Origin of the sequence: Alteromonas sp. M12 (assembly GCF_037478005.1) — a bacterium.
In the GTDB taxonomy this organism is placed as follows: Bacteria; Pseudomonadota; Gammaproteobacteria; order Enterobacterales; family Alteromonadaceae; genus Aliiglaciecola; species Aliiglaciecola lipolytica_A.
On record NZ_CP144164.1, the window covers coordinates 4,986,076 to 5,012,782 of the forward strand.

At 40.1% G+C, this 26,707-nt stretch carries 27 protein-coding genes; 10 read left to right on the forward strand and 17 right to left on the reverse strand.

The genetic code is table 11. From position 1 onward, the window contains the following. From atpF to mnmG, 8 genes are all read right to left on the reverse strand, one after another. Positions 1-471, reverse strand: a complete 471-nt coding sequence (gene atpF / locus VUI23_RS21560) for a F0F1 ATP synthase subunit B (RefSeq protein ID WP_216047057.1) — start codon at positions 469-471, stop codon at positions 1-3. A 39-nt stretch (positions 472-510) separates the two neighbouring features. After that, positions 511-759, reverse strand: coding sequence for a F0F1 ATP synthase subunit C (atpE, locus tag VUI23_RS21565; protein ID WP_008842484.1), 249 nt, complete (start codon positions 757-759; stop codon positions 511-513). Between the two features lie 57 nt (positions 760-816). Further along, positions 817-1,629, reverse strand: coding sequence for a F0F1 ATP synthase subunit A (gene atpB / locus VUI23_RS21570; RefSeq protein ID WP_216047058.1), 813 nt, complete (start codon positions 1,627-1,629; stop codon positions 817-819). A 58-nt stretch (positions 1,630-1,687) separates the two neighbouring features. Further along, positions 1,688-2,083: an ATP synthase subunit I gene (locus VUI23_RS21575; RefSeq protein WP_216047059.1), complete on the reverse strand. Its 396-nt coding sequence runs from the start codon at positions 2,081-2,083 to the stop codon at positions 1,688-1,690. 334 nt (positions 2,084-2,417) lie between these two features. Beyond that, positions 2,418-3,281, reverse strand: a complete 864-nt coding sequence (locus VUI23_RS21580; RefSeq protein ID WP_342806074.1) for a ParB/RepB/Spo0J family partition protein — start codon at positions 3,279-3,281, stop codon at positions 2,418-2,420. A 21-nt stretch (positions 3,282-3,302) separates the two neighbouring features. After that, the gene (locus VUI23_RS21585) at positions 3,303-4,088 is read right to left on the reverse strand and encodes a ParA family protein (RefSeq protein ID WP_216047061.1); all 786 of its coding nucleotides are present in this window, start codon (positions 4,086-4,088) and stop codon (positions 3,303-3,305) included. 51 nt (positions 4,089-4,139) lie between these two features. Continuing rightward, positions 4,140-4,781, reverse strand: a complete 642-nt coding sequence (gene rsmG, locus VUI23_RS21590) for a 16S rRNA (guanine(527)-N(7))-methyltransferase RsmG (RefSeq protein WP_216047062.1) — start codon at positions 4,779-4,781, stop codon at positions 4,140-4,142. Next, positions 4,781-6,691, reverse strand: coding sequence for a tRNA uridine-5-carboxymethylaminomethyl(34) synthesis enzyme MnmG (gene mnmG / locus VUI23_RS21595; protein WP_342806076.1), 1,911 nt, complete (start codon positions 6,689-6,691; stop codon positions 4,781-4,783). The genes rsmG and mnmG overlap by 1 nt, the downstream gene beginning before the upstream one ends. A gap of 802 nt (positions 6,692-7,493) precedes the next feature. On the opposite strand from mnmG, the gene VUI23_RS21600 reads away from it, so the two are divergent. The 10 genes from VUI23_RS21600 (at position 7,494) to VUI23_RS21645 (ending at position 19,644) form a co-directional block, all read left to right on the forward strand. Further along, on the forward strand, positions 7,494-8,663 hold the full coding sequence (locus VUI23_RS21600; RefSeq protein ID WP_342806078.1) for a hydroxymethylglutaryl-CoA reductase: 1,170 nt from the start codon (positions 7,494-7,496) through the stop codon (positions 8,661-8,663). Between the two features lie 614 nt (positions 8,664-9,277). After that, positions 9,278-10,066 carry a hypothetical protein gene (locus VUI23_RS21605; protein ID WP_342806080.1) on the forward strand — a complete coding sequence of 263 codons (789 nt, stop codon included), beginning with the start codon at positions 9,278-9,280 and terminating at the stop codon, positions 10,064-10,066. 838 nt (positions 10,067-10,904) lie between these two features. After that, positions 10,905-12,212 carry a hypothetical protein gene (locus VUI23_RS21610; RefSeq protein ID WP_342808333.1) on the forward strand — a complete coding sequence of 436 codons (1,308 nt, stop codon included), beginning with the start codon at positions 10,905-10,907 and terminating at the stop codon, positions 12,210-12,212. Positions 12,213-12,291: 79 nt separating this feature from the next. Then, positions 12,292-13,599, forward strand: coding sequence for a sugar ABC transporter substrate-binding protein (locus VUI23_RS21615; RefSeq protein WP_216046810.1), 1,308 nt, complete (start codon positions 12,292-12,294; stop codon positions 13,597-13,599). A 67-nt stretch (positions 13,600-13,666) separates the two neighbouring features. After that, the gene (locus tag VUI23_RS21620; protein WP_216046809.1) at positions 13,667-14,539 is read left to right on the forward strand and encodes a sugar ABC transporter permease; all 873 of its coding nucleotides are present in this window, start codon (positions 13,667-13,669) and stop codon (positions 14,537-14,539) included. Positions 14,540-14,542: 3 nt separating this feature from the next. Continuing rightward, on the forward strand, positions 14,543-15,373 hold the full coding sequence (locus VUI23_RS21625; protein WP_216046808.1) for a carbohydrate ABC transporter permease: 831 nt from the start codon (positions 14,543-14,545) through the stop codon (positions 15,371-15,373). 11 nt (positions 15,374-15,384) lie between these two features. Further along, entirely contained in the window at positions 15,385-16,422 is a 1,038-nt protein-coding gene (locus VUI23_RS21630) for an ATP-binding cassette domain-containing protein (RefSeq protein WP_342806082.1), read from the forward strand. A 62-nt stretch (positions 16,423-16,484) separates the two neighbouring features. Further along, entirely contained in the window at positions 16,485-17,948 is a 1,464-nt protein-coding gene (locus VUI23_RS21635) for a mannitol dehydrogenase family protein (RefSeq protein WP_342806084.1), read from the forward strand. A gap of 26 nt (positions 17,949-17,974) precedes the next feature. Further along, on the forward strand, positions 17,975-18,688 hold the full coding sequence (locus VUI23_RS21640; RefSeq protein WP_216046805.1) for an HAD family hydrolase: 714 nt from the start codon (positions 17,975-17,977) through the stop codon (positions 18,686-18,688). Between the two features lie 2 nt (positions 18,689-18,690). After that, positions 18,691-19,644: a sugar-binding transcriptional regulator gene (locus VUI23_RS21645; protein ID WP_216046804.1), complete on the forward strand. Its 954-nt coding sequence runs from the start codon at positions 18,691-18,693 to the stop codon at positions 19,642-19,644. A gap of 63 nt (positions 19,645-19,707) precedes the next feature. On the opposite strand, the gene VUI23_RS21650 is transcribed toward VUI23_RS21645, so the two are convergent. From VUI23_RS21650 to rpmH, 9 genes are all read right to left on the reverse strand, one after another. Further along, entirely contained in the window at positions 19,708-20,526 is an 819-nt protein-coding gene (locus VUI23_RS21650; protein WP_303501970.1) for an ATP-binding protein, read from the reverse strand. Positions 20,527-20,562: 36 nt separating this feature from the next. Continuing rightward, positions 20,563-21,204 carry a DnaT-like ssDNA-binding domain-containing protein gene (locus VUI23_RS21655; protein ID WP_342806086.1) on the reverse strand — a complete coding sequence of 214 codons (642 nt, stop codon included), beginning with the start codon at positions 21,202-21,204 and terminating at the stop codon, positions 20,563-20,565. Positions 21,205-21,214: 10 nt separating this feature from the next. Further along, entirely contained in the window at positions 21,215-21,649 is a 435-nt protein-coding gene (mioC, locus tag VUI23_RS21660; protein WP_216046801.1) for an FMN-binding protein MioC, read from the reverse strand. A gap of 11 nt (positions 21,650-21,660) precedes the next feature. Next, positions 21,661-23,028 (reverse strand): tRNA uridine-5-carboxymethylaminomethyl(34) synthesis GTPase MnmE, encoded by a 1,368-nt coding sequence (mnmE, locus tag VUI23_RS21665; RefSeq protein WP_342806088.1) that lies wholly within the window; start codon positions 23,026-23,028, stop codon positions 21,661-21,663. 15 nt (positions 23,029-23,043) lie between these two features. After that, positions 23,044-23,526 carry a YajQ family cyclic di-GMP-binding protein gene (locus VUI23_RS21670; RefSeq protein ID WP_216046799.1) on the reverse strand — a complete coding sequence of 161 codons (483 nt, stop codon included), beginning with the start codon at positions 23,524-23,526 and terminating at the stop codon, positions 23,044-23,046. Between the two features lie 102 nt (positions 23,527-23,628). After that, the gene (gene yidC, locus VUI23_RS21675) at positions 23,629-25,290 is read right to left on the reverse strand and encodes a membrane protein insertase YidC (protein WP_342806090.1); all 1,662 of its coding nucleotides are present in this window, start codon (positions 25,288-25,290) and stop codon (positions 23,629-23,631) included. Between the two features lie 150 nt (positions 25,291-25,440). Beyond that, complete coding sequence (gene yidD, locus VUI23_RS21680; RefSeq protein WP_216046797.1) at positions 25,441-25,695, reverse strand: membrane protein insertion efficiency factor YidD; 255 nt, start codon at positions 25,693-25,695, stop codon at positions 25,441-25,443. Beyond that, positions 25,650-26,018, reverse strand: a complete 369-nt coding sequence (rnpA, locus tag VUI23_RS21685; protein WP_216046796.1) for a ribonuclease P protein component — start codon at positions 26,016-26,018, stop codon at positions 25,650-25,652. The genes yidD and rnpA overlap by 46 nt, the downstream gene beginning before the upstream one ends. A 9-nt stretch (positions 26,019-26,027) precedes the next feature. Next, positions 26,028-26,162 carry a 50S ribosomal protein L34 gene (gene rpmH / locus VUI23_RS21690; protein WP_008842504.1) on the reverse strand — a complete coding sequence of 45 codons (135 nt, stop codon included), beginning with the start codon at positions 26,160-26,162 and terminating at the stop codon, positions 26,028-26,030. Positions 26,163-26,707: the final 545 nt, after the last annotated feature.

A 26,707-nucleotide genomic window follows, 5' to 3' on the forward strand; every position in this document is an offset into this window, starting at 1 on the left:
TTATAGCTCTGCGACAAGTTTTTCAACTATGTCACTTTGTGCAGCGGCGTCGATTTCTCTCGCCAAGATTTTCTCAGCGCCAGCAACAGCTAATACTGCAACTTGCTTACGAAGATCTTCTTTCACACGGTTACGCTCTGCTTCAATTTCGGTATGTCCCTGAGCGATAATTTTTTCACGCTCGGAATGGCCTTTCTGCGTTTCTTCATCAACAATCTGATTTGCACGCTTTTTGGCTTGTTCGATAATTTCAGCTGCTTGTGATTTCGCTTCTTTTAATTGCTCAGTCGCTTTTTGTTGCGCCAGTTCAAGGTCTTTTTCACCTCGTTCTGAAGCCGCTAAGCCATCAGCAATTTTTTGTTGGCGGTCTTCAATAGCGCCCATAATAGGGGGCCATACATACTTCATGCAGAACCACACGAAGAATATAAATGCTATTAATTCGCCAAATAGAGTGAAATTGATATTCAAGTCCGCTCCTCCTAAGTTCGTTGATTACAATTGTTGTGCTTAAACAGCAAACTTCGCGCTTTCAACAAACAACAAGAATAGTGCGATAGCCACACCAATCATCGCGATAGCATCGATAAGACCCGCTACGATGAACATTTTTACTTGTAGAGTAGGTGCTAGCTCTGGTTGACGAGCAGCAGACTCAAGAAATTTACCACCCAAGATACCAAAGCCAATAGCAGGCCCTAGTGCGCACAGACCAATCAAAATACCAACAGCGATATATAGATTACCCAAGATTTCCATAGATTTTCACCTTTGTGTTTTAAGTTAAAGTTTAAAAAAAAATTATAATGTTAGAAATTAGTGTTCTTCACTTGCCAGACTCAAATACACGATGGTTAACATCATGAATATGAACGCTTGCAACGGAATGACCAACAAGTGGAAAGCAGCCCATATGAAGTGCAACGGCAATTGCCATAGCCCCATAGTGCCCGCAATCAGAATAAATATCAGCTCACCTGCGTAGAGGTTACCGAACAAACGCAATGATAAAGACAAGGGTTTGGCCAGTAACGATACTAATTCAAGTATAAAGTTGAACCAGTACAACCACGGCGTGTTAAACGGATGAGCATACAGCTCCTTCATAAAGCCGCCGAATCCTTTGATTTTGATGGAATAAAATATCATCAAAACAAACACGCCTATCGATAATGCGAAGGTCATGTTTACGTCTGTGGTAGGCACCACTTTCATATATGTATGTGATTGGCCAGCAGCGATAACGTCCATAGACTCGCCAGCAATTAGAGCTGCCAATGTAGGTAAGAAGTCTACCGGGATCAAATCCATCAGGTTCATTAGCAGTACCCACACAAAGATCGTGAGTGCTAATGGCGCTATAAGAGGACTTTTACCGTGATAGGTACTTTTGACTGTATCAGCAACAAATTCAACAATAATTTCAACCAGTGCCTGCCACTTACCAGGAACACCAACTGTTGCTTTTTTTGCTGCTGCACGAAAACTTAAAATAAACACTAATCCAAGAACCACAGACCATGCGAGCGTGTCGACATGAAGAGTCATAAACCCTTCTCCGACAGTTGCATTGGTCAAATGGTGCTGAATATAACCGCTAATGGTTTGTTCGCCACCCGATCCTGCCATTTTTCCATCCAAATTGTATAAAGTTAAAGATACTGGTATTTCATCTCGTTATTTACCTTTAAGAGGTAGCTTTAACGCGATGTAAAAAACTAATTATTGGCCATTGGGCCATCATCGTTATCAGATAAGTGACTAATAACGGTAAAAACTCTACCTCTGACCATTTGAATGCTAGGGAGAATAAAATTATGGTCAAAAAGAATTTAACTTTACTGCCTTTGCTAAAACTCCGTACTACCAATTTATTTTGAGTGGCACCGGCATATCTAAACGCATAGTAAGCAAAAACAAAAGCTGGAATTAAACAGGTAATACCACCGTACAAAGCTGAAATTCCGCTGTTTTGGCCCTTAAAAATCGCAAAAAAAATAGAACATACAATGGCGATAATACTTTGAAAAAACAGTACTTTTCTAGCCAACTGTCGACCTTCGGTAGTTAAGCTAGTAGCCAATTTATCCCTCTGCGCGTTTAAACCTCAACAAAAAGCGCCAAAAGTATACTGTTTTATCGCAAATATTCAACCATTAAGCGCGTTTTGTTGTGTAATTTGTATTAATACATACTTAAGAACAAAATTAGCCGCTGGGAAGTAGATTTTACCCAGCTTTTTCGCATTTCATATAACACTTTGGTAGGAAAACTAAGGCACTTTATATACTGCCAGGGTTGCATTTTATGTTCGTGTTTTTTTAATTACCGTGGAAAAATACCAAAAGGGCAAATACACGTTTTTGCAACACTATAGATGGGTGCTTTATCCCCGCACATGCCATCAAACCAAAGGTTTACTTTATGTGACTTAAAATTCCGTCCAATTCATCCAAGCTTGAGAAATTAATTGTGACTTTTCCTTTGCCTCGCGCATTATGTGCAATGCTGACGGGCGCACCTAAATTTTCTGATAATTGACTTTCTAACCGTTGAACATCGGGATCGACTTTTTGCTCAACTTTTTCTTTTGGCGGCTCAAGAAATTTACGTACTAAGGTTTCGGTATCACGAACGGTTAACCCTTTGCCCGACACGGTTTGTGCCGCTTCGGTCTGCATCTCACCTTGTAAAGCAAGTAAAGCACGGGCATGGCCCATTTCAATATCACCATGCTCTAATAATAATTTCACATCTTCATTCAAATTATTCAGACGTAATAGGTTGGTTACTGTAGTTCTAGATTTTCCAACAGCTTCAGCCACTTCTTGATGGGTCAATTCGAATTCAGTCATTAGTCGGTCTAATGCTTGAGCTTCTTCCATCGCATTTAAGTCTTCGCGTTGTATATTTTCTATCAACGCTATAGCAACCGCCGCTTCATCAGGCACGTTTTTAATAATACAAGGAACGACATCAAGCTTAGCTAGTTGGGATGCTCGCCAACGACGTTCACCGGCAATAATTTCAAATTTATCGTCGCCAATTTTGCGAACAACAATGGGTTGAATAATACCTTGAGAACGAATTGACGAAGCCAAATCATCTAATGCTTCAGGAGACATATCTTTACGAGGTTGATATTTTCCAGCTTGTAAGAACTCAATAGGAAGTTTTTGCAACTCGCTGCTGCGTTCAGAAATATCTGATTCTTGTTTAGCACTACTGGTGGCCAATAGTGCGTCCAATCCTCTGCCTAATCCTCTTTTTTTCGTCGACATGTCAACTATTAACCTTTTTTCTTAACTAGCTTCTTTTAGAATCTTATTACGACGACGCAATATTTCACCGGCCAAAGCCAAATAGGCTTTTGCTCCCGTAGAAGATTTATCGTAATACATTGCTGGCGCTCCAAAACTGGGTGCTTCAGCCAATCTCACATTGCGGGGAATAACGGTGCGGTAAACTTGCTCGCCAAAATGTCGTTTAAGTTGTTCTGACACATCATTGGCCAGACGATTTCGAGGATCATACATAGTTCGAAGCACACCCTCAATTTTTAAATCTGGATTTACCACAGATGCTAACTTTTTAATCGTATCCATTAGCGCGGTTAACCCTTCCAATGCGTAATATTCACATTGCATAGGTACCAGCACAGAATCGGCGGCCGCCATGGCATTTACGGTTAATTGACTCAAAGAGGGTGGGCAATCAATAAAAATATAGTCGTAGTAGTCACGCACAGGAGCTAACGCATTGCGTAGGCGAAGTTCTCTGGCAAAGACTTCCATCAGTTTTATTTCTGCCGCTGTCACGTCACTGTTACCGGCAATTAAATCGTATTTACCTGATGTTTCTGTGATGATCACTTCAGTTGCAGGCTTATCTTCAATCAACAGCTCATAACAAGTAGAGTCAACTTCATATTTGTCGACACCACTTCCCATGGTCGCATTGCCTTGTGGATCTAAATCGATCAATAGCACTTTTCGTTTAGTAGCCGCCATTGACGCTGCAACATTAACTGCTGTAGTCGTTTTTCCAACACCACCTTTCTGATTTGCTATTGCTATGACCTTAGCCAACTTTCCCGTCCGTTTTTCTTTAAATTTAGGTATTGAATAAAGTAGTAGGCACTAACTAACTTTTCTGATTTTAATCAGATGACGTTCGCCTTCGAGTACTGGAATATCTAATTTAATAGATTCTAACACTTCAAAACCCTCAGGTAGAAGCGCTATTTCTTGTTCAGGATATTGACCTTTTAACGCAAGAAATTCACCTTGTGAATCTACCAGATGTTGGCACCAGTGCAACATATCTTTTATCGACGCAAATGCGCGACTCAATACGCCATCTATTTGTGTGTCACTAGAATACTGCTCTACACGAGATTGAACCGGCTCAATATTTTTCAAACCTAATTCAAATGCCGCTTGTTTCATAAAGCGAACACGTTTACCTAAACTATCTAATAAAACAAAATGTTTATCAGGATGCATGATCGATAAAGGAATTCCGGGAAGGCCAGGTCCTGTACCAACATCGATATAGTGATTTCGATTTAAATGGGGCGCTACTACAATCGAATCGACAATGTGTTTGATCAACATCTGCTGTGGATCGCGCACCGAGGTCAAATTGTAGGCTTTGTTCCACTTATTCATCAGCAACACAAAATCAATAAGCTTTTCGCGCTGTTGTGTACTGATTTCCAGTGGCAATGGTTTTACTGCTCGCTCAAAAGCCAGCAGTAAACTTTCTTTAAGTTCGCCCATTATGCGCTTTGCAAGTTGGTGTTATTGTCTTTACGCAACAAGCCCTGCTTTTTCAAATGTACTAATAACAATGATATAGCTGCCGGTGTAATACCGGATATGCGCGTAGCTTTACCAATAGTTTCAGGCCGAGTCTCAGTTAGCTTAGCCACAACTTCATTGGATAAACCAGAAATGGTACTGTAATCGAAATCCATTGGAAGCAAGGTGTTTTCATGACGCAAACTCTTAGCAATTTCATCTTTTTGGCGTTCAATATAACCAGCATATTTAATCTGAATTTCAACCTGTTCAGCCGCTTGAGCATTGTCTAATGCAGGACCAAGACCTTCAATTTTCATCAATTTTTGATAGGTCATTTCAGGACGACGAATTAAATCTTCTAACGAATGTTCACGACTAACCGGATTTTTCAATAGTGGATTCAAGGTTTCAGCAGCTGGATGTTTTGGATGAATCCAAGTGCTTTTAAGACGTTGTTTCTCTAATTCAATAGCTTCCATTTTTTGATTAAACGCAGCCCAACGAACATCATCAACTAATCCGACTTCACGGCCTTTTGCAGTCAAACGAACATCGGCATTGTCTTCTCTTAACAACAATCTATATTCGGCACGACTAGTAAACATTCGGTAAGGTTCTTTGGTGCCCATGGTAGCAAGATCATCAATAAGCACGCCGGCATAAGCTTCATCCCGACGTAAAATCAATGGCTCTTTCTCTTGAACCTGTAAGGCTGCATTGGCCCCGGCAAGTAATCCTTGCGCTCCGGCTTCTTCATAACCAGTGGTACCATTGATTTGACCCGCAAAAAACAGACCCTGTATAAATTTAGTTTCTAAAGATTGTTTTAAATCTCTAGGATCGAAGAAATCATATTCGATGGCATAACCAGGGCGAATGATATGCGCGTTTTCAAATCCTTTAATTGATCGAACCAGATCAAACTGCACATCAAATGGCAAACTAGTAGAGATCCCATTTGGATAGATCTCAATACTATTTAAGCCCTCAGGCTCAACAAAAATTTGATGGGAATTTTTATCTGCAAAGCGATTTATCTTATCTTCAATTGAAGGACAATATCTTGGACCTATACCTTCGATCACACCGGTATACATGGGCGAACGATCTAAACCACCACGAATAATATCGTGGGTTTTTTCGTTGGTATGGGTGATATAACAGGAAATTTGTTGTGGGTGATCTTCTACTTTTCCCATAAAAGATACGACGGGTAACGGTGTATCTCCAGGTTGTTCTTGCATCGCATCATAATTCAAAGTGCGAGAATCTAGACGTGCCGGAGTGCCTGTTTTTAAACGATCAACTCTAAATGGTAAAGCTCGCAAACGTTCTGCCAATGCGATCGAAGGGGGATCGCCAGCTCTCCCACCTTTGTAATTTTGCATTCCAATGTGGATTGTTCCACCTAAAAATGTGCCTACCGTTAAAACCACGGTTTTAGCTTTAAATTTCAAGCCCATTTGCGTAACAACACCAGTTACACGATCATTTTCAACGATCAGATCATCACAAGATTGTTGGAAAATAGTCAGATTTTCTTGATGCTCAATGATCGATCGTATTGCAAGTCGATATAAGGATCGATCTGCTTGAGCACGAGTTGCTCTAACTGCAGGTCCTTTGCTGGAATTTAGCGTACGAAATTGTATTCCAGCTTTGTCTGTTGCTAGTGCCATAGCACCACCAAGGGCATCGATCTCTTTGACTAAGTGACCTTTGCCGATCCCACCAATGGCTGGATTACATGACATTTGACCTAGGGTTTCGATATTGTGGGTTAGCAAGAGTGTTCTTACGCCCATACGCGCAGCAGCAAGCGCAGCTTCAGTGCCTGCGTGGCCTCCACCGACTACAATCACATCAAATTCTTGTTGATAAAACATAAACGCCTCGAATTTCGCGTACTCGCGTATGAACTTTAAACGGTGAAGATCTATTGATCGATCATCGTTTAAAAAAGGGCGCGTATTTTATACTTTTTTGATCTAAATGGAAATGCCTAAAATTCCTCCAAGGATAGAAATATTGTGGTTTGTGGATTTAATTATTTGTCGGATCTAAGCCGATCTCTTAGTCTGTAATCTTTATGATCTATTTATCTATTTAGTTTACTTTTATTATTATTAAGCAAGCAATGATCTGTTAGTAAGCCTTTTTTTATTAATTAAATCAGTCATTTATTTACGATCGGAAGTTGTGATCAAGAGTTGATCAAATGCGTATAAGATGTGGATAAACAGCGATCTTATCCACAAGCAAGATCTTCTATTTTTCTATCCAGTTGATAACCTCAGGATATACAAGGTTTATACATAAAGTTATGCACAGGGTAAAAAGGCTGATTTAAGCTAAAAAAAAAGATCTTTTTTAATCTAGATCAGATCGGAATATTGAAAATATACTTAGTTTGATCTCATTTATTTCATGTTTTTATCTAACATTTGTTATAAACAAATCCAAAGATCCGATTCAGCGAGTAAACTTTTGGCCAATTTAGGGTGTGGAATATGGCTTATTTTCCATCGAATCTTCATCTTTTTATTGGGACTAAAGCCCCTGTTACAGGTTTGAAAGTGGTACAACTATTCGAAAATATTATTTATGTGCATACATAGTGACAATTTGTCTATTGGATAACTAATAGCCGATACTGATTTTAACATTTGAATAACAAAACCAGTAATTATGCCTAAAATACCTCGCGATAAATTAGCTGACTATAGCCATGCTATGGCTAAGACCCGAAGAGAATTTGTAAAACAGCATGCCGGAAAATCCCTTGAAAATGTCGGTCACTTTTCTATTGAACCAGAAACATTGCCAGGAAATATTGAACATTTTTTAGGTGTTGCACAAGTTCCGATTGGCTTGGCGGGTCCACTGTTGGTGGATGGTATTGACGCAAAAGGTGAATTTTACGTACCTATGGCGACCACCGAAGGTACCTTAGTGGCCAGTTACAATCGTGGGATGAGATTGACCAATGAAGCTGGTGGCATTAAAACCACGGTAATAGATGATGCGATGCAACGAGCACCGTTGTTTTCATTTCGCGATGCAAGAGCAGCCCTCGCGTTTGGCAAATGGGTCAGTGACAATTTCTCTTTAATTAAAGCTAAAGCAGAAGAAACCACCTCAATAGGCAAATTAACTGATATTGAGCAATACGCGGTTTCGAAAATGCGCTGGTTGCGATTCAACTATACTTGTGGCGACGCGGCTGGCCAGAACATGGTGAGTAAAGCTACACGCCATGCATGTCAGTGGATTTTGGAACAAAACATTGATGGTATTGAACATTTTGCGTTATCGGCGAATTTAGATACGGATAAAAAGCATTCTTTTGTTAATTCATTACACACACGAGGTAAGCGGGTAGTGGCTGAGGCGGTTATTCCAGCAGGATTAATGAAGTCATTGATGCATTGCACTCCTGAAGAGTTATATAAACAGCGACAATTTTCAAATATGGGCGCGTTTATGGCCGGCAGTGTGAGTAACGGAGCGCATTTTGCCAATGGGGTAACTGCGCTATTTATTGCGTGTGGACAAGATGTTGCAAATGTTGCCGAATCATCAGCGGGTTATACTTTTAGCGAAATTACCCCTGAGGGAAATTATTATTTTTCAGTCACTATACCTTCGTTAGTTGTCGCTACTTATGGTGGCGGGACCGGCTTAGCCTCACAACGTGAATGTTTAGAAATGTTGGATTGTTATGGTAAAGGTGGAGTTAATAAATTTGCCGAAATAGTCGCTGCAACTGTGTTGTGTGGCGAGTTATCCCTTGGCGCCGCTGTCGTGGCCGACGAATGGGTGTCTAGTCATGATCAATATGGTCGTAATCGCCCATAATATCTGAATAGTCATGGATTCTTCTATCCATGAACACAGGGACTAAAGCCCCTGCTATAGGTTGAGGTAATTTAGGATTTGTAGCATGGGATTTATCCCATGGATTATTTTATCTATGTTTTCAGGGACTAAAGCCCCTCGCTACAGATTGAGGTTGTTTTGGGTTTGTAGCATGGGATTTATCCTATGGATTATTTTATCTATGTTTACAGGGGCTAAAGCCCCTCGCTACAGATTGAGGTAATTTTGGATTTGTAGCATGGGATTTATCCCATGGAGTATTTTATTTAAGTTTTCAGGGACTAAAGTCCATGCTACAGATTGAAGTAATTTGGGATTCGTAGCATGGGATTTATCCCATGGAATATTTTATCTAAGTTTTCAGGGACTAAAGCCCCTGCTACAGGTTGAGGTAATTTGGGTTTGTAGCATGGGATTTATCCCATGGATTCTTTTATCTATGTTTTCAGGGACTAAAGCCGCTGCTACAGGTTGAAGTAATTTTGGGTTTGTAGCATGGGATTTATCCCATGGAATCTTTTATTAAATGCATTTAAACCTTTTGATTGGTTGTTGCGACTTAGTTACATACCACAGCCAAACAAGAGAACCTTATGTTTAAATCGAATCAATCTAAAATATTGTCTTTGTTATCACTCGCCGTTTTACTGGTGAGTTTTAATCTGTCTGCAAGAACTATTAATCAAAGTATTGATGCCCAAAGTGGTGGAACCTTATTTATACGTACTGACGTGGGCCGTTTAATTATCGATACCCATAATCAAGATACCGTGCTTTTGGAAGTGGATATTGACGGTGACGATGCCAATGATTTAAAGGTTACCCACGAAGCGAAAGGCAATACCGTAAATATTATTGGTAAAATGAATAAGCTTAAAAAGTGGGGGGGGAACAGAGATATTCGAGCTGAATTTAGAATTACCGTGCCTAAAAACTTTGATTTGGAATTACATACCTCTGGTGGCTCAATTGATATTGATGATCTGGTGGGAGATATTGATGCTCACACTTCAGGTGGCCATATTAATGTTGGCAATATTACAGGTGATGTTGTTTTAAAAACATCCGGTGGCGCTATTAAGAGCAAAGAGATACACGGTGCAATTGACGCCCACACCTCGGGTGGCAGCATTCGTGTGACTATGACTAAGCAACCGAGTGAAGATGCGGAGCTTTCAACCTCAGGTGGATCTGTTACTGCCTATTTACTCGATACTATCGCGATTGATATAGATGCTTCCACCAGCGGTGGCAGAGTCCGTTCTGAATTTGATGTGGATGGTCGAGTTAAAAAGCATTCTATTCGCGGTGAAATTAATGGCGGAGGTCCAACGTTGGAGTTGCATTCCAGTGGCGGCAGTATATCCATCAAAAAATTGTAATTGGGAATTTATCTTCTTGATTCTTCCATCTATTTTTACAGGGACTAAAGCCCCTGCTACAGGTTGAGGTTATTTTGGATTTGTAGCATGGGATTTATCCCATGGAGTATTTTATTTAAGTTTTCAGGGACTAAAGCCCCTGCTACAGGTTGAGGTAATTTTGGATTTGTAGCATGGGATTTATCCCATGGAATATTTTATCTAAGTTTTCAGGGACTAAAGTCCCTGCTACAGGTTTGGATTATTTCGTTTTTTACCGTTGAAAAAACGCCTCAAAATTTGGGTTAATTTATTAACCTTCTGCTTATTTTATCTATTTTAAACTTTCGTTTATTCTCAAAAACTCTTCATTTTGTTATCAATCCAGTAAATTTCTTTAACAATTGTTCAATTAATTATTTAACTTAATCGCAACCACTAATTTAAAAATATTGTTATATAAAACAAGTAGTTAAATTATTTTAAAAGACAATAAAATGGTTTGTGAAATTAACCAATGAAAAATAATTGTTAATTAAAGGTTGACTAAATTACCCTTTTTAAAGAATATGCTCAAACGGTGAGCATATGACCATATATCTTCATTGGCTCATTTATGTTTTTCATTGCCCATCAGTTTTGGCGAGGATTGAATGCTATTTTGGGAACAAAAACATTCAAAAAATTTAATTATTAAAAACTAATCAGTAACTAAATTAGAGAGTTCACAATGTTTAAAAAAATTCATAAAACATCAGTTTTGTCGGCCAGCACAAAGGAAATTAATTTGTCCGATTCAAAAATCAACGGAACTGACGGCTTTCTCGAATCTAATTCTCGACCATTAGCATTTGGCAAGATGAGCCTGCTTGCAGCAGCTATAATGACCGCTTCTATCCCTGCTCATGTAAATGCAGCTGAATTCCTTGATGGCTTAGCTGAGGTAAATTTCTTAGCCATGCAAAATTATCAAGCTATTCAAGCCAAAGAAGGTGCATTTCGCCCAGTAGATGAAGTGCAATCTTCTGGATTCGGTCGAATTAGAGTTAACTTGATGTTTAAATTCCATATCAACGAATACATTACTGCTGATGTTGATATTGCTGAAGAGCCTAATGATTTCGGTAATAACGGCGACAGAGATTTTTCTTTTCACCAAGATTATGCGGGTATTGAGTTTGAACTTCTTGGTCTTTCAGGCATGGCTCGCGAAAATGCCAATTTAACCCTTCGTTTAGGTAATATCGGTGGTTCTCCCTTTCAATTTAAAGGTTTCCAAGATGGTGCTGATAACCAAGGAAATGCGCTAATTGGAAACGGTATAACTGATTACGCTACTGCAGAAAACGGTGCGCAATTGAGCTATAGCGAGACTTTAGATAATGGCATTATCAAGGCGTATAACGTTACCGGTCATATTACAACATCAAGTTTTGGCGAAGCTTTCCAAGAAGATAGAGGTTTCAACTACCGACTGCAAGGTACCTTAGAATTTGCTGGTGGTTTTAAAGCTGGATTGAATTTTCTACAAGCTAATCAAGGAGATCAACTCCGTTTTGAAAATGGAATTGCCAGCCTTGATGGTTTAACCACTACTAACTACCGTTTTGGTGATGGTGAGAACTACAACTTCTCAGCTTCTCCTTCTAGCGAACGTGATACCCATGTTGGTGTAATGCCAGGTCTTGACCAGTCTATTATGCAATTAAATTTGGCGTATCAACCTACACCAGAAACTAGCTTGATTTTCATGATCGGTAAAGCTAAAGACGACTATACTTTTGCTGATGCGGCAGGAAATGCAGTCGCCGGCATTACTTATTTCGGTGTAGATGGTATTGCTGATCCCACCGGAACAACATTCGATTCAAATAGCGTAATTAAAGGTGAGTCATCTGTTAAATATTACACGTTTGAAGCACAGCACTACCTAATACCTAATAAATTCTACTTGGCTGCTCGTTATGCCGAAGCTGAAAATACTTCAGATCTTATTGAACAAACTGACAATACCGTTGAGCGTATTCAAGTAGCAGCTGGATACTGGTTCAACGATAGAACCCTATTAAAAGTTGAATATGTTGACCAAGACGAAGGTGCAAACTCAGGCGGTCAAATTGGTACTGGTTTCGACGGTTTCACATCTGAGATTTCAGTTAAGTTCTAAGTTATCTAGCGTAAATAAAAACGTCCCATTTAGCCTAGTTAAATGGGGCAAAAATGTTTGAAAATAAGGGGTACACCCGATGTTAAAAAAATTATCTATATTAGCTTCCGTCTGTATGACACTGAGCACAGTGGTAAGTGCTGAAACTATCACCATTGCTACTGTTAATAACGGTGACATGATTACGATGAAAGAGCTTAGTAGCGATTTCGAAAGTAAAAATCCAGGTATCAACCTAAAGTGGGTCACCTTAGAAGAGAATATTCTTCGCCAACGCGTGACAACAGATGTAGCCACAAGTGGTGGTCAATATGACGTGATGACTATTGGTACTTATGAAGTACCAATTTGGGGAAATCAAGGTTGGCTTAAAGAGTTAGATAACCTTGGTGATGATTACGATATTGAAGATCTTTTACCCGCTATCAGAAGTGGTTTATCGGTAGACGATAAATTATTTGCTGCGCCTTTTTATGGCGAAAGTTCAATGGTGATGTACCGAACTGATCTAATCAAAAAGGCCGGTCTTGAGATGCCTAAAAAGCCCACTTGGGAATTTATTCGCAAAGCTGCAAAGGCGATGACGGATAAAGAAGCGGGCGTATATGGTCTTTGTTTACGCGGTAAAGCAGGTTGGGGTGAGAACATTGCTTTGATTACAGCTATGTCCAACTCATTCGGCGCTCGTTGGTTCGATGAAAATTGGAAACCACAGTTTAATACTCAGGCTTGGCACGACACCTTGCAATATTATGTGGATGTGATGAATGAGTCTGGTCCTCCAGGATCATCAGCTAATGGATTTAACGAAAACTTAGCTTTATTTCAAACTGGGAAATGTGGAATTTGGATCGATGCCACTGTTGCTGGCGCTTTTGTTACCAACAAAACTGATTCTGAAGTAGCCGATAAAGTTGGTTTTGCTCTTGCTCCTGATATGGGCTTAGGCAAACGTGGAAATTGGTTATGGGCTTGGACTTTAGCAATCCCTTCAAGCAGTAAAAAATCTGATGCAGCAATGAAGTTTATTAGTTGGGCAACGTCTAAACAATATTCGGCGTTAGTTGCTGAGAAAAAAGGTTGGGCGAAAGTTCCTCCTGGTACTCGCGCTTCTTTGTACAACAATCCTCAATACATGAGTGAAGCTCCTTTTGCACAAATTACGTTAGATTCAATTCAATCTGCAGATCCTGTAAATCCGACGGTTGATCCTGTTCCTTACGTAGGCGTGCAATTTGTTGCTATTCCTGAATTTCAAGGTATTGGCACTGCTGTAGGACAACAATTTGCGGCAGCACTGACTGGCCAAATGACGGTAAAGCAAGCGTTAGCAAGTTCACAACGTTTGGTTGAACGTGCAATGCGCAAGGCGCGTTACCCTAAGTAGTTTTACTTAGTTTTGCGGGTAAGTGAACTACACTTACCCATACTTTCACTTGTAAGAGGTCTAGGTTATGGCAACAACACAATCTCGTACTTTGGCTAGAATAATGTTATTTCCATCAGTCATATTGTTGTTGGCGTGGATGATAGTGCCGCTGTGCATGACATTGTATTTCTCGTTTTTGGATTACAATCTTCTTATTCCAGGAAACAATGAATTTATTGGTTTCCTTAATTACGAATTTTTTCTAACAGATCCAGCATTTATAGAATCGTTTTTTAATACTCTTTGGTTAGTCGGCGGTGTGTTGTTGATTACCATCTGTGGCGGAATAGGCTTAGCCATATTGTTGGACCAAGCAATTTGGGGTCGCAACTATGTACGTATAATGGTTTTAGCGCCGTTTTTCGTAATGCCTACCGTTTCCGCATTAGTCTGGAAAAATATGTTTATGAATCCGGTGAACGGATTATTCGCTCACTTTGCAAATTGGATAGGCGTAGCGCCTGTTGATTTTTTTGCGCAAATTCCTTTGCTGTCAATTATTCTCATCGTTTCTTGGCAGTGGTTACCCTTCGCAGCCCTCATTTTGTTGACGGCTATTCAGTCTTTAGATCGTGAGCAGTTGGAAGCGGCTGATTTAGACGGTGCGGGTCCTTTCAGTAAATTTTATTACATTGTTTTACCGCATTTATCACGGGCAATAACAGCCGTTATTTTGATAGAAACCATATTTTTACTGTCAATATTCGCTGAAATATTGGTGACCACCAGCGGTGGACCAGGATATGCCTCAACCAATATTACCTATTTGATTTATACCCAATCATTGCTTCAATTTGACGTTGGAGGAGGCTCTGCGGGAGGTATTGTTGCCGTTATTATCGCCAATATAGTCGCTATTTTTCTAATGCGCCTAATCGGCAAAAACTTGGAGGACTAAACAATGGCTATTAATAGTAGTAATAAATCAAAAGTAATTTATACCGTTTTAGCCTGGACCATAAGTGGAATGATATTTTTTCCGATTTTATGGACATTAATCACCAGCTTTAAAACTGAAGCAGAAGCGATTTCAGCCAGTCCAAGTTTGTTTATGTTTGATTGGACGCTCGAGAACTATTCTGACGTATTAGAACGTTCGCCTTACTTTGACCATTTCTGGAATTCTGTGGTGATTTCTGTGGGGTCTAGTTTGTTGGGATTGTTAATCGCTATCCCTGCAGCTTGGTCAATGGCGTTTGTGCAAAATAAGCGAACTAAAAACCTATTAATGTGGATGTTATCAACCAAGATGTTACCGCCAGTGGGTGTCTTAATTCCTATTTATTTGTTGTTCCGGGATTTTGCATTGCTCGATACTAAACTGGGTTTGGTGATTGTGATGACATTAATCAATTTGCCTATCATGGTATGGATGCTCTACACCTATTTTAGAGAAATTCCAAACGAGATCCTTGAAGCTTCGCGTATGGATGGTGCTGGAATTTTTGAAGAAATATTTCATGTGCTCTTGCCTATCGCGTTACCTGGTATTGCATCAACATTATTACTCAACGTTATTTTAGCCTGGAATGAGGCGTTTTGGACGCTCATATTAACAGCCGCCAATGCTGCACCTTTGACTGCTTTTATAGCCAGTTATTCTAGTCCAGAAGGATTATTTTACGCCAAGTTATCAGCTGCATCAGCGATGGCCATTGTACCCATTCTCATATTGGGTTGGTTTAGTCAGAAACAATTAGTGCGCGGATTGAGTTTCGGCGCGGTTAAATAGGAGATTTAGAAATGGGCAGCATTACCTTAAAACAAGTAACAAAAAGCTTCGGCGATGTAAATGTAATCAAGCCGTTAGACTTAGAAATTAAAGACGGTGAATTCATTGTGTTCGTTGGTCCATCTGGTTGTGGTAAATCAACGTTATTACGGATGATTGCAGGCTTAGAAGATACCACCAGTGGTAATATTGAAATAGATGGAAAAGACGCGACCAAAACACCACCAGCGAAACGCGGTTTAGCGATGGTGTTTCAATCATATGCGTTGTATCCGCATATGTCGGTTCGTAACAACATTGCCTTTCCATTAAAACGAGCAAAAGTAGATCCTGCTGAAATCGAAGAAAAAATCGCGTCAGCAGCAAAGATTCTTAATTTAGGGGATTACCTAGACCGTAAGCCAGGGCAACTGTCAGGTGGTCAACGCCAACGTGTGGCCATTGGTCGCGCTATTGTGCGTCAGCCTTCGGCGTTCTTGTTCGATGAACCTTTATCAAACTTAGATGCATCTTTAAGAGTTAACATGCGTCTTGAGATTTCTGAATTACACAAGAGCTTAGCAACAACAATGATCTATGTAACCCATGATCAGGTTGAGGCGATGACAATGGCTGACCGTATCGCGGTATTTAATGGCGGTGTAATTGAGCAAGTGGGTACGCCTATGGAGTTATATCAAAATCCAGTGAACCGTTTTGTTGCGGGCTTCATCGGCTCACCAAAAATGAACTTCATTGATGTAAAACCTGTTGAGGGTGATCCAACTAGCAGCATAGGTGTTCGTCCAGAGCATTTGAAAGTAACTCAAGAACAAGGTTTATGGAGCGGAAAAGTAGGGGTTATTGAACACCTCGGTTCAGAGACTTTCCTGCATGTTCACGTTGACGGCGTTGGTACATTGACCATTAAAGACGATGGAGATTGTCCATTAAAATATGGTGATCTTGTCAATCTCACCGCGTCACAAAATAAAATCATGCATTTTGATAAAGACGGTGTGACCTTAGCGTCCTTGTCTTGGGGCGATAATGCTGTAATCGCTAAATAATCTTTAGTGAGCTTAGGCGCCAATGTCCGCTCCTAAGCTCGCATTTTAATGAGTAAATTTTTATGGCAATTCAACTGTGCTATCAATCACTTGAAGCATTACCAAATAATATAGGTAAACCCAACTATTCCAGGGATTCGTTGTCAGCAGGGATTGTACATATCGGAGTGGGTAATTTTCATCGTGCACATCAAGCTATGTATTTACACCAGCTGTTCAATTCTGGCGAAGCCTTAGATTGGGCAATTCGAGGTGCTGGTACTAAGTCTTTCGATGCGGTGATGCGCGATAAACTTCAACAGCAAGATTGGTTAACGACCGTTGTTGAATTAGATAGTAAAGGATTAACTGCGCAAGTTTGTGCATCAATGATAGATTTTATTGAAAATGATGCCGACAGCGTAATCCAAGCCTTGAGTCACAGTGAAATACGCATAGTGTCGTTAACGATTACTGAAGGCGGTTATTTCATGGATGACAAAACTGGTGGATTTAATCTCAGTGACCCCGAAATTCAGCTGGATATAAACAACTTCAGTAAACCCAAAACGGTGTTTGGCATAATCATTAAGGCGCTACAACATCGCCGTGATAATCATATTGCACCATTTACTGTTATGTCATGTGACAACATTCCTCACAATGGTTTGGTTACCAAACGTGTAATTTCGCAAATGGCCAGTGAAATCGATCAAGGATTGGCAGATTGGATTGCTGATAAGGTTTCATTTCCCAACTCAATGGTAGATTGCATTACTCCGGCTACGTCTAATTTGGAACGAGAAAAACTGACAGATTTGTTTGGAATCACTGATAATGCGCCGGTATTTTGCGAACCTTTCCGTCAGTGGGTAATGGAAGATGACTTTGTGAATGGTCGTCCGCCATTGGAAAAGGTAGGGGTCGAGTTTGTTGAGAATGTCGAACCTTTCGAATTGATGAAATTGCGTATCCTCAATGGTGGTCACGCCGCCATTGCTTACCCTGCAGCTCTTTTAGGTATTCATTTTGTGCATCAAGTGATGGCAAACCCGTTGATTGGACAATACCTTAAAAAATTAGTGAGTGAAGAAATCATTCCTACGCTAAACCCAGTACCTGGAGTCGATTTTAATCAGTATTTTTCACTCATCGAATCGCGCTTTTCGAATCCAGAGGTAAAGGATACGGTTCCTAGATTGTGTCAGGACGCTTCCAATCGATTACCAAAATTTATTTTACCCATTATTCAAGCCAACTTAAGTCAAGGAAACGACTGTAAAGGGTTAGCATTGGTAATTGCATTATGGTGTCGTTTATGTGCACAAGGAGGAGATCCAGATAGCCCTATAACGATTCAGGATCAACAAGCTAATAGACTGATAAACCAAGCAATATTAGCTAAGGATAATCCATCTATATTTTTGCAAATGCATGATATATTTGGGACACTTGGGAGCCAAGATACCTTTATTCGAGATTTTTCAAATTGGTTGAACATGCTCTGGGATGTCGGTACTTCTAATACCTTAAAACACTACTTGTAGTAATTTTCTTAACTGGTGACACTATCATGACGCAAACCCAAACTTCGCTTTCACCCTGTTCAATTGATTTGGTTATTTTCGATTGTGATGGGGTATTAATCGATAGTGAAATTCTGAGTAAGCGGGTGTTGCTTTCAATGCTTGAAGATCTGGGTGTCAGTATCTCTGATAGTTACTTCGACACTTATTTTCTCGGACAAAGCTTTAAATCTGTTACTGCTAGGGTGTTAACAGACTACTCTGTGACGTTAACTGAGCAGTTTCGAGAAAATTATTTAGCTGCATTGTTGCAGGTGTTTGCACAAGAATTGGTTTCTACCGATGGTTTAAAGGATATGCTTGCAGCATTACAAACAAACAGTTGTGTTGCTACTAGTAGCAGCCCGCAAAGAGTGAAATTTGCTCTGCAAACTATCGGTTTAAGCGATTTTTTTAGCGATAGGGTTTTTACCTCCTCAGAGGTGAAAAATGGCAAACCTGCCCCTGATATATTTCTGCACGCAGCCTCTAGAGTCGGTGTAGAGCCAGAAAATTGTTTAGTGATTGAAGATTCACAAGCTGGTATTCAAGGGGCCCTAGCAGCCAATATGCAAGTCATTAAGTACGCTGGCGCAAGTCATCTGAAGCATAAAGGCATATTAGAAACGGATATAGCAAACAATGTGGCAACAATATTTGATTGGCAGCAGTTATTTGAACTGGTTCCTTCTCTCAATTCAAGCAAGCCAATAGCGAGGTAAAAGTGGTTAAGTTAACGAATGCCGAAATGCGTAAGCTAGATGAAGCAGCTAGAGCTGGTTGGTTGTATTATGTGGCCGGTAAAACCCAAGACGAAATTGCTAAAAAACTCAATGTATCCCGTCAATCAGCTCAACGTATGGTTGCTTTGTCGGTCAGTAAGGGCTTAATCAAGGTTAGGTTAGATCATCCCATTGCTAAGTGCATGGACTTGAGCGTTAAACTCAAAGATCGCTTTGGTTTAACCACCTGTGAAGTGGTGCCTAGCGATGATTCTGAATCAACTTTGGGACTCGCTCAAGCTGGTGCAGATGAAATTGAAAAGCACCTTAAATCGGCTGAACCCAAAGTGCTTGCCATGGGGACAGGTCGGGTTTTACGCGATTGTGTTGATGAGCTTTCCTCATTGGACTGTGAGCAACACAAAATAGTCGCTTTGTTGGGGAACATGACATTAGATGGTTCCGCATCTCCTTACGATGTAGTAGTGCGTATGGCAGAACATATTAAAGCCAAGCATTACCCAATGCCTTTACCTGTATTACCTCGCAGCAAAGAAGAAAAAGAACAATTGCATTCGCAATATAATATTGCCAGTAATTTAGCGTTAGCCGCTAATGCGGATGTTACCTTCGTAGGAATTGGAAATCTTGGTTTGCATTCCCCGTTGATGTTAGATGGATTTATTACTAAAGAAGAGCTGAAAGATTTGCAAAAAAACGGTGCAGTTGGAGAGATCATTAGTTGGGTCTTTGACCGTAATGGCAAACTATTAGACTGTGCTGTAAATGATCGTGTTGCCAGTACGCCTTTGGCTGTAAGTTCTGATAAACCTGTGATTGGTATAGCGGCAGGTCAAGAAAAGGTAGATGCTATTTTGGGCGCGCTTAGGTCTAAGATGATAAACGGATTGATCACCAACGAGTACACCGCTGAAAAAGTGCTGAGCCTCGACTAAATTTGAACCTCAGCGCAGTATTGGTAAAGGGGAGGTTGATGACCGAGCCTATGCTACAGCGGTTTATTTTACCTGATTAGGCTGATAACCGCTGCTAACGTTCATCGCTTCTGGGGCTTGAGGAATAATTTCTTTGCGGCGGCTAGGACCGGAAAATTTTACTTTGTAAGTATCGTATTCCTTAATTGACTCAAAGCAGTATTTACCCAACGCATTTTCTAATTCAGCTAAATTGTGATTGGTAATCAATATACAATTTTTGTTATTCACCAATCGTTGTCGCAGCAAGTTACCTAGCCAGCTTTGAGTATTCTTTTTAAGCATGGTTTCGTTAACGCATACTTCATCCAGGATTAATAAATCCACATCCAACAATTCTTTTTGTATTTCTCTAAATTGTTCGGCAACGTTATCTGTAGCATTGTAATCATATGAAAAGAAGCGCATCTCAAGCAGACTTGAAAGTTGTCTATACAATACTGATATTTCATATTGGTCGATTAGCTGGTGGGCAATCGCACCGGCAATATGCGATTTTCCGCGGCCATAATCACCATAAAATATCATCATATGTGAGCCGCTTGAACGCCATATTGGATCATCGTGGGCAGCAATAAATGACTGAGCAATACTCACCGCTTCAATTACGTCATCGCTATCTTCTATCAGTGTTTGGAAGTTCCATTTTGGATTGAGATCTGAGCGCCCGTGGATTTCTTGAATACGTCTTAGTTTTGCTTCTTGCTGCATTTTCTTGACGTCTTCGTTGGCTAAACGCTCGTATTGCGCTCGCACCTCTTTGTAGTCAGTATAGGTATCAGGAACATTGGTTTTACCCAAAGCTTTAGCTAATTGATCTAATTTTTGTTTGATACTGTCCACGTATTTTTGCTCTTTTATGGTTGTTTTTTTACTGTGCTATTTCTTACTATACTTAGCGACAAGTTGTTTAGCGTTATCATCAGCTTCAACACCTGCTTTAGGAGTAACCCACTGATTTCCCACCTTCTGAACATTTTTAACGCCACTTGCTAAGCGTCTTTGCTTAATTTGAAAGACAAATTTCTGGGTCCATTGGTATTGACTAAATTGTAGTTCAGGTCGACCCATCCAATAGGCAATAAATTCACCCAGTTCATGTTGGCTGTAGTCTTTGTCAATAATCCCTACCAAAGAAGCTAAATCTTCAAAGGCAGTTTGATGTGGTTTCCATGTTGCCGTCATCCCACTCCATTGTAAATGAAGGCTAGGGTAGTCGTCTTGTTTAATATTCAGTAGTGGTAAACGGACCCGTTGTTGGTTGAAGCTTTTGTCTAAAGAGGCGTCAGGTTCTATTTCTACCAGTTGTTGTTTAACGAGCTCTTTAATCAGCCCATTGATTTGTCTTCCCAAGGTAAATTCTTTGGTTTTACTATTTAACAGTGCAATTAACTGCTTGTAATTTAACGGTGCGGTTAGTCCTGTTTGTTCATCAGCAATAGGTCGCAGGCCAAGCAAATACAGCACTCTAGCATCATTGCTAAGTTCTTGTGTGAGAGCGGCTTGTTCCGATGAATTCATAATCAGTAAGTTAGTTTTGTTGTAAGTAAGACGTTAGCCATTCAACGGCGGCTTCTTCAGGAATTGGGTGGTTTAGTACATCAATATGAAAAGCGGGGGATAGTAGTGTCGCCCCCGAATTGTGTAATAACTCCTGCATTGTTTTTGCACCATAACAATAGGTGTCGTAACTGCTATCACCTAAACCAACGACTAAAAACTGTACATTATCTAATGAGTGATTTTTAATTTGCTTGGCGAATGCTTGGATATTATCGGGTAATTCACCAGCCCCATGGGTACTGGTACAAATCAACCATTTTCCTTCGTTGGGTATCTCTTCAATATTAGGTTCTAAGTGAATGTTTGCACTGTGTCCATTGGCTTCCAATGTTTCTTGCAAGGCATCGGCTACATATTCGCTTGCCCCTAACATAGTGCCTACAATGATTTCATAATTTGCCATGTTGTTGACCTTTATTTACCGATACAAAATGAAGAAAATATGCGTCCGAGTAAATCGTCTGAACTGAATTCACCGGTGATCTCATTTAATGCTTGCTGGGTTAAACGCAATTCTTCTGCCAAAATCTCTCCGGCAATATGTTCATGCAGTTGTTGTTGTCCAATATCTAAGTGTTCTGCTGCTCGATCTATGGCATCTAAGTGTCTTCGTCTGGCAATGAATTGGCCCTCAGAACTTTGGTCAAAACCCATACATTCTTTAAGGTGTTCAGCTAAGGCTTCAACACCTTGATTTAGACTTGCTGATAGACGGTAGACTGGTGTGTCACCGTGTTGTTCAAATCCCACTGACTCACCGGATAAATCGACCTTATTTCGAACCAAGGTCAGGCCAATATTAGCGGGCAATTTTTGCATAAATTCAGGCCAGATTTTATGCGGATCATTTTCCGCACTTTCACAGCTATCTAGCATGAATAAAACTCTGTCTGCTTTTTGTATTTCTTGCCAAGCTCGTTGGATGCCGATTTGCTCTACTTTGTCTGAGCTCTCTCTAAGCCCCGCAGTATCAATGATATGCAGTGGCATGCCATCTAAATGGATATGTTCTTTGAGAACATCTCGAGTGGTGCCTGCGATATCGGTTACAATGGCGGCATCGCGTCCAGCTAGAGCATTGAGTAGACTTGATTTCCCTGCATTAGGTTTACCGGCAATAACCACCTGCATACCTTCACGTAACAAGCTACCTTGCTTGGCTTGTTGTTTGACGTTTTGCATTTGGGTAATGATGTCGTTCAGATCTTTAGCTACTTTTCCGTCACTTAAAAAATCGATTTCTTCTTCTGGAAAATCGATGGCTGCTTCTACGTACATTCTTAGATGTATCACTTTTTCCACCAGCTGGTGGATATGTGCTGAAAATTCGCCTTGTAACGAACGCATAGCGCTTTTAGCCGCTTGGACTGAACTAGCATCAATTAGATCGGCTATGGCCTCAGCTTGGGCTAGGTCGAGCTTATCATTCAAAAATGCGCGTTCGCTAAACTCGCCAGGTCGAGCCATACGTATTTTGGGTATTTTGAGTATTCGCTTAATCAGCAAATCCAAAATGATTTGACCACCATGACCTTGCAGCTCTAGTACGTCTTCACCAGTAAACGAATGTGGGTTTTCGAAGAACAACGCAATACCTTGGTCCAAAGTCTGGTTGTCTTCGTCTAAGAACGCCAAGTATTCTGCTTTCCTTGGCGTTAACGTTTTACCTAGTAATGCTAAGGCAACAGTTTTCGCTAGTGGTCCAGAAACTCTAACTATGCCTACGCCGCCACGACCTGGGGCTGTGGCTTGAGCAACAATAGTGTCAGTTGGTAATTCCAAAATAGTATTGCCTGATTAATCGCGAAAGTTGTTAAATTGCAACGGTTGACCCATATCTTCGCCCCTAAGTAACGCCATCACCGCTTGCAAGTCATCACGTTTTTTGCCGGTTACACGAAGTTGATCGCCTTGAATGCTGGCTTGTACTTTCATTTTTTTATCTTTAATTAACTTCACGATTTTTTTAGCAATGGGTTGCTCAATGCCTTGTTTGAATTTGATGGTGCTACGGTGGGTTTTACCACTTCTTACCGTATCTTGAGGATCCATGGCATTAGTGTCTAAGTTACGCTTAGAACACGCATTACGCAGCATATCTGTGAGTTGTTGAATTTGAAAGTCGCCTTCAGCAGTCAGCACGACTGATTCATCTTTGAATTCAATGGAGGCTTCAACACCTCGAAAATCAAAGCGTGTACTGAGTTCACGATTAGCGTTGTCAACTGCGTTACGAACTTCGTTCATTTCAATTTCTGAAACAATGTCAAAAGAGGGCATTTATTACTCCTGTTTTAATTTTGAGTATATTGTAAACCTGTAAACTTAGACAAAAAAGCCCGCAATGGCGGGCTTTCACTTTTATTTGGTGCCAATCACTTTTTATTTAGCTTTTAATCCACGTTTTTCCATGGACGAGTAAATAATTTTAGCTTGAACCAAGGTAATAACGTTACTTATTAACCAATATAAAACTAGACCAGCTGGGAATATGAAGAAGAATAAACTCATAGCTACTGGCATCCATTGCATGATTTTCTGCTGCATTGGATCTTGAATCGTCATAGGTTGCAGTTTCTGCAATAAGTACATACTCAAGCCAGTTAATACTGGTAATACAAAATACGGGTCTTTGACTGATAAGTCAGTGATCCAAAATATAAAATCAGCGTGTCTTAATTCAACACTCTCTAGTAGAACCCAATATAGTGCTAAGAATATAGGCATTTGCAGAAGAAGAGGGAAACAGCCACCCATGGGGTTCACTTTCTCTTTCTTATACATTTCCATCATGGCTTGAGACATTTTTTGTCTGTCATCACCAAAACGTTCTTTTAGTTGTGCCATCTTAGGCGCTAAGTTACGCATTTTGGCCATAGACTCATATTGTTTCTTAGTCAGGGGATACATAGCCCCTTTAACAATAATCGTAATGATGACAATGGCTAGTCCCCAGTTAATCACAATACTTTGAATAAATTGCAGTAATGCAAACAAAGGCTGTGAAATCCACCAAAGCACACCGTAATCAACAGTAAGGTCTAAACCGCGCGCTATTTGGGCAAGTGAATCTTGGTCTTTAGGACCCATGTACAATGTACTTGTAATGGTGGTTGAATCACCTGGTGCAACATCTACAGGTGCGCCTTTAAAGCCAATTGCAGCATATCTAGACTGAACCACAGTACTGTACAACTGATTTGTGTCTTCTTGAGGTGGAACCCAAGCCGATACAAAGTAATGTTCTAGCATGCCAGCCCAACCACCAACGGTTGTTTTGTTTAGTTTTTCATCTTCCATGTCATCAAAAGAGAATTTTGAATAACGGTCGTCTTGAGTAGAGAATGCACCACCACGGTAGGTCGGCATAAACATACTACTTTCTGTGCCCTCAATAGCCTGTTTTAATTGGCCGTATTGTTGGTACTGCTTAACTTGAGAACTTCCGTTTACAACTTCGTATTCCACTTTTACATCGTGATGACCAGGGGTAAATATGAATCGTTTTGTAATTGCTACACCATCAGCAGAGGTCCACTTTAAAGGAACCACCAATTCTTTGTCTTGCATGACGAATTCTTGTTGGCTAACTACATAAGCGGGACGCCCTTTTTTGGTGTCAATCGCATCTCTGCCAACTAATCCGCTTTGTGCAATGTATAAAGTGACTGCATCAGGGCGTAATAAGCTGTATGAGTCGTCAGATCCTTGAGTAACCGGAAACTTACGAAGATTAGCGGAAATCACATCGCCACCACGGGTATCTATCAATACATCTAATGTGTCAGATATAACATGAACAACAGAATTAGATTGTGTAACTACCGGATTTACATCTTCAACTATCGTTGATTCAGGGACATCACCGTTATTGTCTGAGATAGTAGAGGGCGGTAAATCAGAACTAGGTGTGGACAAAGGTGCTTGTTCAACTATTTGAGTAGGTTGAACGGGCTGAGGACCATAGTCTTTTTGCCATTCTTGCCATAATAGAAAACTGACCAAAGCTAGGCCAATTATCAAAAAACTGCGTTGGGATTCCATATAATACTCTTTAACTACGTGTTCAATTTTGCGATTTTTTAAGACCGCATTTAGCTTTTCACAAATAGAGTAGTCTATTTGTGAACGTATTTATTACTTCTAATTTTTCACAGGGCGAAATAGTATAGGCAAATGAGGCAAATGATAAGTTCATTCGTGTTTTTTCGCCTTATTTTCTGGTACATGGTCAATACCACCCTGATGTAAGGGGTGACATTTACTAATTCTTCGAATCGTCAACCAACTTCCTACCCAAAACCCATGTTTGGAAATAGCTTCTATACCGTACTGAGAACAAGTCGGGTGAAAACGACAATTTTGCCCTAGCATAGGAGAAATCCAAAGTTGATATTGTCGTATCAACCAGACTGGGATTGCGCGCAACGGTTTGAGAGCTTTTTCCATAATTTTCCTAACAACAATGTTATTTGTTGATTCGTCATTGTGTCTAAGCCACTTTTTCCAACCACAACTATATCAGTGTTTGGAAGTTGGTGTTGATGCACGCGAAAACTTTCTCTGATAAGACGTTTAATGCGATTTCTATCGTGGGCTTTTTTGACGCGTTTTTTGGATATAGTAATACCCAGCCTAGGATGATCTAGCTGATTGAAACGGCCTAACACAGTGAGTTGAGGTGAAACTGAGGGGATAGCTTTTTGAAAGACTTTTTCAAAGTGAGTGGGAGTTAAAAGTCTTAGCTCCCGAGAAAACGAATTTTCACTCACTTTGAGAAATTAGGCTGATAAACGAGCACGGCCTTTAGCACGACGATTAGCAAGGACTTTACGTCCATTCTTTGTCGCCATACGGGCACGAAAACCGTGTGAACGCTTACGCTTTAAGTTACTTGGTTGAAATGTTCTTTTCATGACCTAGTCCCGATACATAAAGGTTAATACAAAATGAACTTCAATAGACGTTTAACCATTGCGCTCAAAAAGGATGCGGAATACTAGAGATATTTGTACCTGTTGTCAATCATTGATCGCAGAGATCGTTAAATTATTTGCTTTTATTTTTATAATAAATTAATTAACTGTTGATAACTGTATAAAATTAAATGAGGTTATCCACAAAAAGCTAGTTGATTTTTTCTAAATGGTGATTTTTATAGATTATTTTTATCCACCACGAATTCAAAATAATACAAGGTTATAGCTTTTTAATTTTTCATAATATAATAAAATAATTAACTAAAACAACTAGATAGGTGGTATTAGACTAAGGTTTAGTAAATTATATCTAAATCAGTATTGCACTTAGTAGTGGGAATGCGAGATAATTCACAACCCCCTACGCTAAAGGGGATGAACAAGAACAATAATTGGACAATTTTCACTTCAGCGAGTGTTTTTAATTATCGAGTTATTTTAACTTTTAACGGGCTTAAACCGCCTCGTGACGGACTTTTTTA

Coding starts and splice junctions, on each gene's coding strand:
- mnmG (WP_342806076.1), bottom strand. CDS start 6,691: ATGTTTTATCAACAAGAATTTGATGTGATTGTAGTCGGTGGAGGCCAC.
- VUI23_RS21640 (WP_216046805.1), top strand. CDS start 17,975: ATGACGCAAACCCAAACTTCGCTTTCACCCTGTTCAATTGATTTGGTT.
- VUI23_RS21655 (WP_342806086.1), bottom strand. CDS start 21,204: ATGAATTCATCGGAACAAGCCGCTCTCACACAAGAACTTAGCAATGAT.
- VUI23_RS21625 (WP_216046808.1), top strand. CDS start 14,543: ATGGCTATTAATAGTAGTAATAAATCAAAAGTAATTTATACCGTTTTA.
- atpE (WP_008842484.1), bottom strand. CDS start 759: ATGGAAATCTTGGGTAATCTATATATCGCTGTTGGTATTTTGATTGGT.
- VUI23_RS21610 (WP_342808333.1), top strand. CDS start 10,905: ATGAGCCTGCTTGCAGCAGCTATAATGACCGCTTCTATCCCTGCTCAT.
- VUI23_RS21670 (WP_216046799.1), bottom strand. CDS start 23,526: ATGCCCTCTTTTGACATTGTTTCAGAAATTGAAATGAACGAAGTTCGT.
- VUI23_RS21620 (WP_216046809.1), top strand. CDS start 13,667: ATGGCAACAACACAATCTCGTACTTTGGCTAGAATAATGTTATTTCCA.
- VUI23_RS21600 (WP_342806078.1), top strand. CDS start 7,494: ATGCCTAAAATACCTCGCGATAAATTAGCTGACTATAGCCATGCTATG.
- VUI23_RS21605 (WP_342806080.1), top strand. CDS start 9,278: ATGTTTAAATCGAATCAATCTAAAATATTGTCTTTGTTATCACTCGCC.
- VUI23_RS21615 (WP_216046810.1), top strand. CDS start 12,292: ATGTTAAAAAAATTATCTATATTAGCTTCCGTCTGTATGACACTGAGC.
- yidC (WP_342806090.1), bottom strand. CDS start 25,290: ATGGAATCCCAACGCAGTTTTTTGATAATTGGCCTAGCTTTGGTCAGT.
- mioC (WP_216046801.1), bottom strand. CDS start 21,649: ATGGCAAATTATGAAATCATTGTAGGCACTATGTTAGGGGCAAGCGAA.
- VUI23_RS21580 (WP_342806074.1), bottom strand. CDS start 3,281: ATGTCGACGAAAAAAAGAGGATTAGGCAGAGGATTGGACGCACTATTG.
- rpmH (WP_008842504.1), bottom strand. CDS start 26,162: ATGAAAAGAACATTTCAACCAAGTAACTTAAAGCGTAAGCGTTCACAC.
- VUI23_RS21630 (WP_342806082.1), top strand. CDS start 15,385: ATGGGCAGCATTACCTTAAAACAAGTAACAAAAAGCTTCGGCGATGTA.
- rsmG (WP_216047062.1), bottom strand. CDS start 4,781: ATGGGCGAACTTAAAGAAAGTTTACTGCTGGCTTTTGAGCGAGCAGTA.
- yidD (WP_216046797.1), bottom strand. CDS start 25,695: ATGGAAAAAGCTCTCAAACCGTTGCGCGCAATCCCAGTCTGGTTGATA.
- VUI23_RS21635 (WP_342806084.1), top strand. CDS start 16,485: ATGGCAATTCAACTGTGCTATCAATCACTTGAAGCATTACCAAATAAT.
- atpB (WP_216047058.1), bottom strand. CDS start 1,629: ATGGCAGGATCGGGTGGCGAACAAACCATTAGCGGTTATATTCAGCAC.